Annotated in this window: 7 protein-coding genes; 4 read left to right on the forward strand and 3 right to left on the reverse strand. The window is 45.9% G+C overall.

Features of this window, described 5'->3' with window-relative positions; translation table 11 throughout:
• The first annotated feature begins 243 nt into the window (after positions 1-243).
• Positions 244-4,185, forward strand: a complete 3,942-nt coding sequence (locus tag QUB13_RS06820) for a PAS domain S-box protein (protein ID WP_333379807.1) — start codon at positions 244-246, stop codon at positions 4,183-4,185.
• A gap of 555 nt (positions 4,186-4,740) precedes the next feature.
• Here QUB13_RS06820 and QUB13_RS06825 read toward each other — a convergent pair.
• The gene (locus QUB13_RS06825) at positions 4,741-9,189 is read right to left on the reverse strand and encodes a tetratricopeptide repeat protein (protein WP_333379808.1); all 4,449 of its coding nucleotides are present in this window, start codon (positions 9,187-9,189) and stop codon (positions 4,741-4,743) included.
• A 39-nt stretch (positions 9,190-9,228) separates the two neighbouring features.
• On the opposite strand from QUB13_RS06825, the gene rpiA reads away from it, so the two are divergent.
• Positions 9,229-9,945: a ribose-5-phosphate isomerase RpiA gene (gene rpiA, locus QUB13_RS06830; protein WP_333379809.1), complete on the forward strand. Its 717-nt coding sequence runs from the start codon at positions 9,229-9,231 to the stop codon at positions 9,943-9,945.
• Positions 9,946-10,096: 151 nt separating this feature from the next.
• Here the strand turns inward: rpiA and QUB13_RS06835 are convergent, their stop codons facing one another.
• On the reverse strand, positions 10,097-10,288 hold the full coding sequence (locus QUB13_RS06835; RefSeq protein ID WP_333379845.1) for a hypothetical protein: 192 nt from the start codon (positions 10,286-10,288) through the stop codon (positions 10,097-10,099).
• Here QUB13_RS06835 and QUB13_RS06840 point away from each other — a divergent pair.
• On the forward strand, positions 10,248-11,432 hold the full coding sequence (locus QUB13_RS06840) for an aldo/keto reductase (protein ID WP_442922140.1): 1,185 nt from the start codon (positions 10,248-10,250) through the stop codon (positions 11,430-11,432). The genes QUB13_RS06835 and QUB13_RS06840 overlap by 41 nt on opposite strands.
• 216 nt (positions 11,433-11,648) lie before the next feature.
• Positions 11,649-12,404 carry a Fe-Mn family superoxide dismutase gene (locus tag QUB13_RS06845; protein WP_333379810.1) on the forward strand — a complete coding sequence of 252 codons (756 nt, stop codon included), beginning with the start codon at positions 11,649-11,651 and terminating at the stop codon, positions 12,402-12,404.
• A 99-nt stretch (positions 12,405-12,503) separates the two neighbouring features.
• On the opposite strand, the gene rsmG is transcribed toward QUB13_RS06845, so the two are convergent.
• Positions 12,504-13,247 carry a 16S rRNA (guanine(527)-N(7))-methyltransferase RsmG gene (gene rsmG, locus QUB13_RS06850; protein WP_333379811.1) on the reverse strand — a complete coding sequence of 248 codons (744 nt, stop codon included), beginning with the start codon at positions 13,245-13,247 and terminating at the stop codon, positions 12,504-12,506.
• Positions 13,248-13,429: the final 182 nt, after the last annotated feature.

Consider the following 13,429-nt stretch of genomic DNA (forward strand, 5'->3'; position numbering starts at 1 on the left):
GTACAGACGCGGTAATTGCAACTCAACCTGCTAGCACCGCAACTAGCGGGAAATATCGCCAACAGACAATCTACCAACTAGGAACAAACAGAGGATTTGCGTCGGGAAGCAAAAACCAGCGCCCTGGGCAAGTTGCAATTTTGTTACAATTTGTAACTTTTTTCAAATAACAGGTTTAATTTAGTTTCACAAGAAAGTTCAATTCCAGAAAGTAAAACTCATTAAAGTCGAGTTAAGCTAAAAGTGTTTGCTAAAAAAATTCATTCAAGCAACGCAGAAAACCACAATTCTCACTTGGGCGGTACGGGCGGCGATCTCGCTGCAGCGAACATTTCGTGCAACAAACAAGTTGAACAGGATTGGTATCGAACTCTCTACGACAATTTTCCGGGCATTTACTTCGTTTTAGACGCTTTGGGAAGAGTTTTTTCAATCAATCAATTCGGCGAGACGAGACTCGGCTACAGGTCGCAGGAATTAATTTATCATTCAATTTTTAACATATTTTACTGTCAAGATCAAGAGAAAATGCAGACCGAATTTGCTGCACTAACACAGGCAAAAAACGGTAAGCTGGCTGCTGGAGTTGCCTATTGGGAAGGTCGCTTGACTTGCAAAGATGGTAGGGTTATCTGGGTCAAATCAACGGCGCGCGCTTTGCCTGGGGTAGACTGGAAAATAGAGGACAATAATGGCGATCGCTCAATTGTCAATTTCCAGCGACCGACTGTACTGTTAGTTTGCGAAGAAATTAAGGCGGCTTCGCCCCTAGCAGCGTCGCCAAACCTGAGAAAAAATTGGCACAGTCCAACTTTGGCGATCGCCAAATTAGCCAAAATTCAAATTAAAGAACGCAACAATATAGAACAATTCATCCGCGAAGTCACAGAAGCCGCGATCAGTATCGTCAACTGCGATCGAGCCAGCATTTGGCTGTACGACGAAGACAAAACTCAGCTTCACTGCATCGACTTTTACGAAGAAAATACTAAATTTCATTCAGTACAAATAATCGTCACAGCAGCCGACTGTCCGGCATATTTTCAAGCCTTAAAATCAGCGACTACCATCGCCACTGTGGCGGCAGAAGATGACCCGAGAACGCAAGAAATTGCCAATCTTTATTTTGCCGATCGCGGTCAGACTGCTTTGTTAAACGTACCGATTATGCTAGCAGGTCAAATGGTAGGAATCATCAGTGCCGAACGTGAAAATTTTGGGAGTCAGTGGACGGAAGAAGAACAGGAATTAACCAAAATATTAGCAGATTTTGTATCTTCAAGTTTATTAGCTAGCGAAAATGCTAAATCAGAAACAATGCGGCGCGAACAGCAACAAAACTTGCTGAGCAAATACTACGACCGACTAGAAGAAAGGGTAGAAAAACGCACGACAGAACTCAAAAAAGCTAACACAAAACTACAACAAGAAATAATTAGAAGAAAACAAGCAGAAGCAGAAATGCGCCGGGAACACCAAGAACAACAAATTATTTTTGATTCTGTGCCGGCAATGATTTGGTACAAAGATCGGGAAAGCCGCCTGCTGCGAATTAACAAAGCTGCCGCTGCATCGAGAGGTTTGCCAGCAAATCAATTGGTAGGAAAATCTTTTTATGAAATCTATCCAGACGAAGCAGAACAATATTATTTAGAAGATTTGGAAGTCATGAATTCCGGGGTTCCCAAGCTGGGGAAAATCGAACTTCTGCCCACAGTCTCCAGTCAAAAATGCTGGGTGCGAATAGATAGGATACCTTACCGAGATGAAACAGGTCAAATTGCTGGCGCGATCGTGTTTGCAGTAGATATTACAGATTTAATTAAAGTCGAAAGGGAACTGCGAAGATATCGCGATCGCCTCACGGAAAAAGTTGAGAAACGCACTGCTATGTATCGGCAAGCAATGGCAGCTTTGTATTCGGCAAATACGCAACTACAACAGCTAATTAATAGCAGTTATACTGTGGGAAATGGCAGCATGACAGCAGCACAATTGCTCGAAAGCGAAGCTTATTTTGAAGCAGTGGCGATCGCCGACCGCGACACAATGTTGAGTGTCAATAGCGATTTTGCCGAAATGTTCGGTTACAATCCAGAGGAAATGGTGGGAATGAGCTTGCTGGAACTGCTGTCGCCAAAATCTTATAAAGTAGCGCCACAAATGATTTCCGCCAGCACCAATACAGTCTGCGAAGCAATTTTTCTCAAGCGGGACGGGACTGCTTTTCCTGCTGACGTGCGGAGTAAATTCGTCGTTTGCGACGGTCGTTTAGTGCAGGTAAAAGCAGTGCGAAACCTCACGGAACGTAAATTAATAGCATCGGAATTAGAACGATCGCGCTCTTTGCTGCACGCTACTATGGAAGCAACGACCGATGGCATTCTTGCCGTTAGTACCGCCGGAGAACTGATTAGTTTTAACGAACAGTTAGTTTTAATGTGGGGAATTCATGAAGAAGTTAGAAACTCGATGGATAGAACGGTGCGGCTGACATTTCTCACCAAGCACGTTAGAGACCCGAGGGCTTTTTTGCAGAAAATTAAAGAAATTTATAGCGATGCGGAGTCCGAAGGCTGCGATATTCTCGATTTTAAAGACGGTCGGACTTTTGAGCGCTACACGCAGCCGATTCGAGTCGGACAAGATATTATTGGCAGGGTGTGGCGCTTCCGCGATATTACTTCTCGCGAAAAGGTGACGGCAATGTTGGGAGATTCTCAACGGCGCTTTCGAGCAATTTTTGATTCTTCGTTTCAATTTGTCAGCTTATTGAAACCGGACGGCACTCTACTGGAAGCTAACCAAACTTCTCTGGATTTTGCGGGAATTAAGCTGCGGGATGTGGCAAACCGCCCGTTTTGGGAGGGGCCGTGGTGGGGAAGTTCTGAGGAAGTTCGGGAACAGTTACAAGAGGCAATTTCTCGATCGGCAAAGGGCGAATTTGTCCGCTATGAAGTGGAAGTTCAAGGCGCACATGAAACGGCAACAGTTGATTTTTCTCTCAAACCTGTCGAGGATGAAACTGGCAAAATAGTATTGCTGCTGCCCGAAGGTAGGGACATTACTCAAAGCAAGCAAGCGCAAGTCGCGCTGCGGCAGCAGGTAGAACGGGAACGCCTGATCGCGCAGATTCAATCGCGCATCCGTTCTTCTCTGGATATCGAAGATATTCTCAACACTACAGTAGCGGAAGTGCGGGAATTTTTGGCAACCGATCGCGTGATTATTTTCCGCTTCCGACCCGATTGGAACGGAGATGTGGTGGTGGAGTCGGTTGGGGAAGAATGGATGCCGCTGATGGGTATGGGTGTAGAGGATTGCTGTTTTGCTAATACTTATGTCGCACAGTATTTGAAGAACAGAATTCGAGCGGTCGAGGACATTCACACTTCTAATTTTGCTGAGTGCCACATCAATTTTTTGGCAGGGTGTCAGGTGAAAGCGAATTTAGTTGTGCCCATCGTGCAGCAGGGAATCGAAAATCGCAACGGTAATCCTACTTGTCAATTACCGAAGTTGTGGGGTTTGCTGATTGCCCACCACTGTTCTGCCCCCCGCCAGTGGCAGCAGTTTGACATGGATTTGCTCAGTCAGTTGGCTACTCAAGTGGCGATCACGATCGAACAATCTTTACTGTACCAGCAGCTAGCAGCAGCTAACCAGCGGTTGGATGGCTTGGCGAATTTGGACAGTCTGACTCAGCTAGCTAACCGCCGCCGGTTTGACGAGGTGATTAACCGCGAATGGGAACTATCGAGCAGTTCGGAACCGCTATCTTTGATCATGTGCGACATTGACTGTTTTAAACTTTACAACGACAACTACGGCCACCAGGCTGGGGATGCTTGTTTGCAGCAAGTCGCGCGGGCGATCGGGGATAGTTGCACGAATGCACCCGCAGAACGCATTTATTTAGCTGCTAGGTACGGTGGCGAGGAATTTGGGGTGATTTTGCCAAATACCGACATCGCGACCGCACAGGCTGTTGCTGAGGGAATCCGCCAGCGCGTCAAAGCTTTAGCAATTCCCCACGTCAAGTCTGTTGTCACCGATTGCGTGACTCTCAGCATGGGGGTGGCGACGATTTCTGAAAATCAAAATTCGCCGAAGATGTTGATTGAAACTGCTGATAAGGCGCTTTATCGGGCTAAGTCGGGCGGGCGCGATCGAGTAGCTAGTTGACGGTTGACGGTTGTCAGTAGTCAGTAGTCAGTAGTCATTAGTCATTAGTCAGCAGTCAGCAGTTATTGCTCGTTACCAGGCAGAGCCTGGTAATGCAGATCCGCAGGCTCTGCCTCCTTTTATCTGGCAACTTACGGGAGAGAGGAGTGTCGGAGGTGTTTAAGTTGTTAAGTTTTCGATCCTTAGTAAAAAAAAGCGATCGCCCCAACTGGCATAAAGTTAGGGCGATCGCCGTACTATGAATCAGCATTTATATATCAGGCTTGGCGCGGAATTTTTACGCATTTTCACGAAACTTGTTACAAAACTTTACTCGACGTTGCGTAAAAATATCCAGAAATCGCGTTTCTGTACTTGAGATCTCTTTTTTTTTGAACCGCAGAGGGCGCAGAGGGCACAGAGGAAGAGTAAAAGTAGGGTGTGTCGCCATCGAAAATTCTGGCTATTTGCAACGATTCGGTAGCGACGCACCCTACCGCATCATAAAGGGGGTGCGTCACTAGGATTTGGTATGACTACTGACTACTGGCTACTGACTACTGACTACTGACTAACCTATTTAGCTAACAGTTTCTGAAACACCTCATACATATCCTCAGCCAACTTTTTAGGATTCCACAAAGGTGCGAGATGTTCTGGCTGCTTCGACTTTATTAAATGCTCTTTCACCGCATTTCTGAAACCAGAATCGCGGCCAAACTTAACCCCCCACTGCGTGTATTCTTCCCAACTCCAAGCCGCACCGACATCAAGATTTGCACTTTTGAGAAAAGCGTAACCCATCCGCGAAAGATATTGGTCGCCGGATCGAGTTACCACTGGCAAATTCGCCCACAAAGCCTCTAAATTGTGCGTCCCGCCGTTGTAAGGATAGGAATCTAACAGCACGTCGGCTACGTAATAAATAGCGCGGTGTTCTTCCTCGGTTCTGGTTTGTCCGATAAACTTAATTCGAGCAAAATCTACTCCTTGAATATCGCATTCTTCGCGGTAAGTGCTGTGAATAACATCTGGATCGCCTTGGCCTTTGCGAATCAACAAACTATCTGGTACTTGTTTGAGGATTCTAACTTGAGCTTGTACCATTTCGGGATTGGTTTTTCTCCCTGGCGCAACGCACAGATAAGCCATTTGATTTAACCCAATTCCCAGAGCATTTCTAATCGCTTCTCGATTCACGGCAATGCTTTGCAGCGCGCCAATTGCTACCGAACAACTAGGCAACCTAACTAACTGTTCTAAGTAATGTTCTTCAACGCCTGGGGGATGAGTGTGTTCGTCGCAGAGAAAGTAGTGATTTTCCGAAATGTAGGGCGCATCAAATCCCAGCCAAGAAACGCAAATTCCCGCAGGATATTGATACAGCACTTCGACATTTGTCGGCACTGTCATCGAGTCTAAATCTATTAAAACATCCAAATCGTCTTGCACTACTTCTGCGAGTATTTCGCCGCCGTCAGCAAAGCCGTTGGGATATTTTTTCGGCCAGTAAAACTTGCCCGCCATTTCTTCAAATCGTTCGGTAACTTCATCTCGGTTGAGTTTACCGGTGACGTAAAGATGAACGTGGGGAGTGATGCGGCTTAATTCGCGGATTAAAGCTTCGCTGCACCAGCCTACTGAGTGGCGGCGGAAGTGTTTGGAAAGGAAGCCGATTTTTAAGGGCTGTTGTTTTGTGAGGAAATTTGCCGATTTGATGCGGTTGATTTGCTGCCGCTGCATGACGGCTTTTTTGTAGTATTCCTTGGCAACTAATCGGTAGAAACTGGCATTTTTTTGGCGGTTGTCTCGCAGGTGGGAAACTGCAAATAGGAAGATTTCGTAAAGCAGTTTTAGTTCGATGACGCTAAAGGTTTCGACTTTTTCGTAGCAGAGTTTTTCGATTTCTTCGAGTTTCTGAATTGCCTGTTTACTGACACCTGATTGTAGGTAGGAAAAGACGTAGGCTGTGGCTGACATGACTGGGGCATTGTCGCCGCAAAATTCGCAGTATTTGTCGGCGACGCTGCGGGCTCTGGCGAGGTTGGTGGAGTGGCTTAGCAAGTCGCAGAGTTGTTGGTGGGCTTCGCTGAATTTGGGGCTGCATTCGATCGCCTTTTCAAAATGTGCGATCGCCTCTAGGGGCTTATCTTGTTTTTGAATGTGTCCCATCCGGCAGTAAACCTCTGCCCAATCCGGTTTTAGTGTCAAAGCTTGCTGATAGCTGGTCAAAGCTTCTTCCAGCCGTCCCAGCATGGAAAAACAACTGCCTAGGTTAGCGTGAACTTCCGGCCAATCTGGCTTGATTTTGAGGGTATTTTGGTAATGAATAATTGCTTCTTCGTACCTGCATAGCTGTAAGAATGAGTTGCCTAAATTGAAGTGCAGAACTTCTAATTCTGGCTTGAAACTTACAGCTTTTTGATAGTAAGCGATGGCAGCATCGAGATTGCCTTGTTGCGATCGCGCGCTGCCGATGTTAGCATAGGCTTCTGCCCAATCGGGTTTAATGGCGATCGCCTTTTCGTAGCTTTCGACGGCTTCGTCGCGCTTTCCTTGACTGAAAAGCCGATTACCTAAGTTAAAGTGGAAGTCGGCACCAACAAGCTGCGGGTTGAGTTCGGATGTTCTTTTAAAACAGGCGATCGCTGCTTCGACGTTGCCGTGTTTGTGATATACTTTCCCTAAATTCCAGTGAGCGCCCGCTAAATCGGGACTTAGGGCAATGGCTTGCTGGTAATTGGCGATCGCCTCTTCCAAACGTCCCATTTTAAAGTACATACTGCCAATATTTGCCCGCACTTCCGCAAAATTTGGCTGCAATTCTAAGGCTTGAGAGTACGATCGAATAGCAGCTTCAATTTTGCCTCCCGCTTGCAAAGCATTGCCTAAAGTGACGTAAGCGTGGATGTAATCGGGGCGAATTTTTAGGGCTTGCTGGCACGCTGCGATCGCCTCTTTAATTTTACCTTGAACCAAACAGTTTTCTGCCAGTTTTTTGTAGGGTTCTACTTCTTGATAATTGGCAACTTGTCTGCTGTCTGGAACCTTCAGCGAGGTAACTTGTTCGGAAACTGCGGCGGGATTGGTAAACGGAGTATTTAAATTTTCTACAGCAGGCGCAGGCGGCAAATTAATGCTAGAAGGCTGCAAGCCGTAGCCTTCATCTTTATTGACAGATATTGGTTGCGCTGCGTCTGATTCTGTTTCTAATTCGATGACTTGGCTGGCGACAGTTGCTTGCTGTTGTTGTTTAATTAAACTCGATATTTTTTCCGCAGCGCTAGTATCTCCAGGTTGCAGTTGCAGCACTTTTTGACAGCAAGCAATTGCTGCATCTAACTTTCCTTGCTGCTGCAAAACGCCTGCCAGCATCAAATGAACCGAGCACAAATTGGGATTAAGGGCAAGAGCTTTTTGGTAACAATTTGTCGCCTGTTCCAATTGCCCTAACTTGTAATACATACTGCCGAGATTCGCGCTAGCTTCGGCAAATTCCGGCTGAATTTCTAAAGCTTGCAAATAAGCTTTAATTGCCATTTCCAGCTTCTCTTCAGCCTGCAGGGCATTACCCAGCGTCAAGTAAGCGGCAGCAAAATTCGGTTGGAATTTAAGGGCGAGATTGCATTGGGCGATCGCCCTAGCAAATTCTCCTTGCAAAATATAAACTTCCCCCAACTTTTTATGAACTTCCGCCTCGGCTGGATTAAACTCTAAAGCTTGCTGATAATTTTCAATAGCGCCATCGAAATTGCCTGCATCTTTCAGCCGATTGCCCTTTAGAAAATAACTTTTAACTGCCTTGAAATCTACCAAAGAATCCGCGATCATTTTCTCTGCCACTCTTACAGGTTTTACACTAATACTATTCAACCATTCTACCCACTGTCGGGAACGTACAGACCAAGTACACCCTCGATTTATATATTCTACCTGCCGTCTCAGATGATTTTCAGCAGTGGCGCTGCGGGCATCTGTAAACTCTTTTAAAACTGAGACTGTCGCCTCAACAAACCGCCTTGTATATCCCTCCCATTCCGGTTTTCCGGCACGGTTCCAATTAGTTACCGATGCCAAATTTTCTGTCCCCGACATAGAAACTAGACGCGCAAATCCAGCCGTTGTTTCCGGCAAAGCCGCCAAATCACTCGTCACAATCCGGCAACCGCTGGCCATCGCCTCCATCACCGCAATAGATGACGTTTCCAAATAGGTATTAGGGTAAGCTAACACCGCGACAGAACGCAGTTGCCGGACGAGTTCGGGTTGCGGTACCGAACCGATGTACTCAACGCCTGCTGTTGCCTGACACTGGCGGTAAAGTTGACCGAAAAAAAGATTGTTATCATTGTCGTCTATTTGGTGTACTTTCATGCTAGAAAATACTTTTAATCTAGTGCCGGGGACAGCTTGACGAATTTCGGGAAAGACTTTTAATAAAATATCGAGTCCGCGAAAAGGAGTGCTGGTGTAAGCTATAATTGGCGGTAGATATTTTTGAGATAGGATTGAAATATTATCTGAAAAAATGTTAGCAAAACAAGGTGCGATCGCATTTCTTAAAACATAACTGCGATTCGAGTCAAGCCCAAAACGAGCGTGAAATTGCTCGCGCTGCCAGTCGCTGACAAAAACAAACGCATCGCAAGCATTAATTTCTTGATAATTATTAAAATTTTCAAGGTAGACAAAGCCAGGTTCGTTATGAATCCACAAAATCAACTTAGTATGTTTGCCCAAAAGCGGCTTAATTTCCAGCGCCTTGCCGGCTATATTGACTATAACTAAAAAATCGAGCGATCGCAGCACTTCTAAATTAGCTTTATTCCCTACTCGCTGCCTGCAATCAACGCCGCGCGACATCCCCGACTCGGAAGTATTGTTAAGTAAAAATACCTCGTTCCCCAGCGCAGCCAATGCCTCAGCCAAATAACAAATAGCGGACTGAGTGCCGCCCAAAGGTTCGCGGTAAGGAGTTTCAACTTGATAATCCCAAGTGTAGGTATCGAGAAATCCGATTTTCATTAAATGGTATAATCTTAAAGCTATTGAGGAGTACCGAACATGACCAGAGAACAAGACCCCGTAAAATTGATGAAACAGCAAGTCGGCTTTGCAGCAGCCGATCGCGTAAAATCTGGTATGATTGTCGGACTAGGCACCGGGTCAACTACAGCTTATACTATTCAAGCATTGGGCGATCGCATAAAATCAGGTGAACTCAAAGATATCAAAGGAGTCCCGACATCCTTTCAATCAGAAGTATTGGCCAAACAATACGGAGTGCCGCTGACAACATTAGATGAGATTGACAGAATTGACGTAGCTATAGACGGCGCTGATGAAGTCGATCCCCACCTCAACTTAATTAAAGGTGGCGGCGCAGCACACACCCGCGAAAAAGTGGTCGATTACCTCGCAACTCAGTTTATTGTAGTAGTTGACAGTTCCAAAATGGTAGATAAATTGGGTTCTACTTTTCGCGTACCCATCGAAGTAATACCGATGGCACTCACCCCCGTTACTCGCGCCATCGAAAAATTGGGCGGCAAACCAGAACTCCGCATGGGAATCAAAAAAGCCGGCCCAGTAATTACCGACCAAGGTAACATGGTAATTGATGTCAAATTTGATAACATTCCTAACCCCGGAGAAATGGAAAAAACATTGAATAACATTCCCGGTGTGTTAGAAAATGGCTTATTTGTAGGCTGTACTGATTTAGTTTTAGTCGGCGAAATCCAAGACGGAAAACCAGTAGTACGAGAGATTTCTAAATAGTCAAAACTGCCCGTTGGCGGTCAAAAACTCTTTGTAGAACAGGCATCTTGCCTGTTCAGGAGAATGCTGCTATATGGGATTTACAACCCGCAAAAATACCAAAAACAAGGTTTCTTACTCTATAGCAACCGCCAAGACTATTAAGAAGTTCTTAATCAGTGAAACCCTTGCGATTGTTACATATTCCTTCTTCCTTCTTCCTTCTCCCTTCTTTCTGACATCCGTTACATCCGTTACATCCGTTACAGAATCCGTTGCCGAACTTCCTTCTTCCTTCTGCTATAGCTTTGACTTTGATTATGATGATGCAATATCGCAGATTCGGCCGCACAGAATTATCCATGCCCGTCTTTTCCTGCGGTGGCATGAGATATCAGTACAAATGGCAAGACGTGCCAGCCAATGAAATTCCCCCAGACAATCAACAAAATCTAGAAGCGACGATTCGCTACTCGGTTGAATGCGGCATCAATCACATAGAAACTGCTCGCGGTTACGGCACTTCTGAGATGCAACTGGGGTGGATTTTCCCGAAATTTCCCCGCGAAAAGTTGATAGTGCAAACGAAAGTTAGCCCCAAACCGAACTCCCAAGAGTTTCGCGAAGACTTTGATAAATCCTTAGCTTATTTGCAACTGGAATACGTCGATTTACTGTCGCTACACGGCATTAATACGTGGGAATTGCTAGAGGAGTCTATGCGTCAGGGCGGCTGCATGGATGTGGCGAGAAAGTTGCAAGCAGAAGGCAAAGTTAGGTTTATTGGTTTTTCCACTCACGGCCCGACGGATGTGATTGTCAAAACCATTGAAACCAATCAATTTGATTATATTAACTTGCACTGGTACTACATCAATCAAATTAATGGGCCCGCAATTGAAGCGGCAAAACGTCACGACATGGGCGTTTTTATTATCAGCCCTTCTGACAAAGGCGGTCAACTTTACAACCCATCGCAAAAATTGGTTGATTTGTGCTATCCCCTGAGTCCGATGGTGTTTAACGATTTGTTTTGTTTGTCGCACCCGCAAGTACATACTTTGAGTTTGGGTGCTGCCAAACCAGAAGATTTTAACGAGCATCTGAAGGCTGTAGAATTGTTAGATAGAGCCGATGAATTGTTGCCGCCGATATTAGCAAGGTTGGAAAAGGCAGCGATTGATAAATTAGGAGAAGATTGGTTTAAGACTTGGGATGTCGGTTTGCCAACTATCGAAAATACTCCCGGAGAGGTTAACATTCGAGTGATTTTGTGGCTGTGGAATTTGGCGAATGCTTACGATGCGATCGACTATTGCAAGATGCGCTACAACCTTTTAGGTAACGCCAGCCACTGGTTTCCGGGCAAAAAAGCAGATCGGCTCAATGAATTGGACTTGCGCCGCTGTCTCGCCCACAGCCCCCACGCTGCCAAAATTCCCGGTATTCTGCAAGCAGCCGATCGGCTTTTTGGAGGCGAATCCGTGCAGCGTCTTTCCCAAGAATAATCAAAAAAAACCCGGTTTCAACAAAGAAATCGGGTTAGTTAACCGGAACACATGAGTTTTACTCAGGCGCACACAATTAGCGTATACTCAAAAAAGTCTCACAACCATCACCCATCCGTCTCATCCATTCGGGCGATAGAACTTTTTTTTCCAAACTCCCTCCCATTTTGCTTTAATCTGAGATCAAACAGTTAATAATCTACTTAGGTATCTTTTATGACTCTCAAACGCCGAGATTTCTTGTATTTGCTGACAGCTAGCGTCGGAGCTCTTACCGCAGGTGCTTGCCAAGCATCAGGAAATACTGTAGTGCAAGCAAGTTCAGCGCCCAAAGATACAAAAATAGCTCAAACTCCCGGGCCTTTTACACTGCCGCCTCTGCCTTACGAATACAACGCTTTAGAACCGCACATCGACGCGCGGACAATGCAATTTCACCACGATAAACATCACGCCGCCTACGTTAAAAACCTCAACGAAGCTGTCAGCAAACACCCGCAACTTAAAAACATTAGTGCGGAAAATATGCTCAAAGATTTGAGCAAAGTGCCGGAAGATATTCGCACAGCCGTGCGGAATAACGGCGGCGGACACCTCAATCACAGTATGTTTTGGGAAATCATGAGTCCTAAAGGCGGCGGCGAACCTACTGGCGCAATTGCCACAGCAATTAAGCAAAATTTCGGCAGTGTTAGCGATTTTCAAGCCAAATTTAACGAAGCCGGTACTAAGCGTTTTGGCAGCGGTTGGGTTTGGCTGGTTCGCAATAAAGCAGGCAAACTAGAGATTGCAACTACTGCCAATCAAGACACTCCTTTCATGGATGGCAACTATCCAATCATGGGCAATGATGTTTGGGAACACGCTTATTATCTCAACTATCAAAACCTCCGCGCTGACTATTTGAAAGCTTGGTGGAATGTGGTTAATTGGACGGAAGTTAACAAGCGCTACGAAAAGGCGATCGGTTAGTTTCACAAATAGTGTAGCTGCGAGCGAGCTACACTATTTGTTATCTCTAAAATAAAAACATCCCTTGATATCAATCCCGCCAATAGAAACGTTCTCTAGCTAACGAATCGGGCGATCGAACTGCTGTACAGTTTTCCGCAAGTAAACGCAGTGGCGCGCGCCCTGACTTGTCGGCGTTGTAAATGATTCGACTGACTCAAGTGTGCCGCCCAAACGCTCGATCGCACTTTGCAAATCCGTCTCTTCCTCCGCCGTCCAATTCCCCCGGTAAAGCACAGCCAAACCGCCATTTTTCAGGAAAGGTAGCGCGTATTTAGCACAAGCAGAAGCGGCTCCAACAGCCCTCAGAAGAGCTAAATCGTAAGCTTGTTTGTGCGGCAACTGTCGGGCAATTTCATCGGATCTGCCCAGCAAAGTCACAGCATTTGCGATCCCTAAAGACGGCAAAACAGTATCCAAGAAAGTAATTTTCTTACGAGTAGAATCGAGCAAGGTGACAGATAAATCCGGCAGGGCGATCGCGATCGGCAAACCCGGAAAACCGCCACCAGTCCCGATATCAATCGCTTTCAACGGGCGATCGGCGGGAAAATCGTTATTTTCCGCCAAATTTTGATTCGGTGGCAGCAGTCTCGCAATTCCCCGCAGAGAATCCCACAAATGTTTTTCCCAAAACTCAACAGGCTCAGTAATTCGAGTTAAATTCAAGGAACGATTTCCCTCAACAATCAACTCGTAAAGCCGCTGAAATTGTTGCTGCTGCGACTCATCCGGCTGCCAATTCAGCGTTTTTTGCCACAATTCATTCATTGCCGGCAACACAGGCACTGTCATCTGATTCATCTTCTATTCCTACTATTTCGTAAACTCTGCAAATTCTCTCCGCTCCAAAATACCTAAAAATGCTTCACAGATACTAGATTCGGATAACATATCCCTTTGATGATTCGGCGGTTGAAACCGCGTCTACACAAACGATGTCGGCCTGCGCCGACTGGTTGATAAAGGGGATACCCAACCCGGAT

The organism is Microcoleus sp. B4-D4, assembly GCF_036705185.1.
GTDB lineage: Bacteria > Cyanobacteriota > Cyanobacteriia > Cyanobacteriales > Microcoleaceae > Microcoleus.

What these genes read in the sequence shown, in the direction of transcription:
- QUB13_RS06825 (WP_333379808.1), bottom strand. Translation starts at nt 9,189, where the DNA reads ATGAAAATCGGATTTCTCGATACCTACACTTGGGATTATCAAGTTGAA.
- rpiA (WP_333379809.1), top strand. Translation starts at nt 9,229, where the DNA reads ATGACCAGAGAACAAGACCCCGTAAAATTGATGAAACAGCAAGTCGGC.
- QUB13_RS06840 (WP_442922140.1), top strand. Translation starts at nt 10,248, where the DNA reads ATGATGCAATATCGCAGATTCGGCCGCACAGAATTATCCATGCCCGTC.
- QUB13_RS06835 (WP_333379845.1), bottom strand. Translation starts at nt 10,288, where the DNA reads ATGGATAATTCTGTGCGGCCGAATCTGCGATATTGCATCATCATAATC.
- QUB13_RS06845 (WP_333379810.1), top strand. Translation starts at nt 11,649, where the DNA reads ATGACTCTCAAACGCCGAGATTTCTTGTATTTGCTGACAGCTAGCGTC.
- rsmG (WP_333379811.1), bottom strand. Translation starts at nt 13,247, where the DNA reads ATGAATCAGATGACAGTGCCTGTGTTGCCGGCAATGAATGAATTGTGG.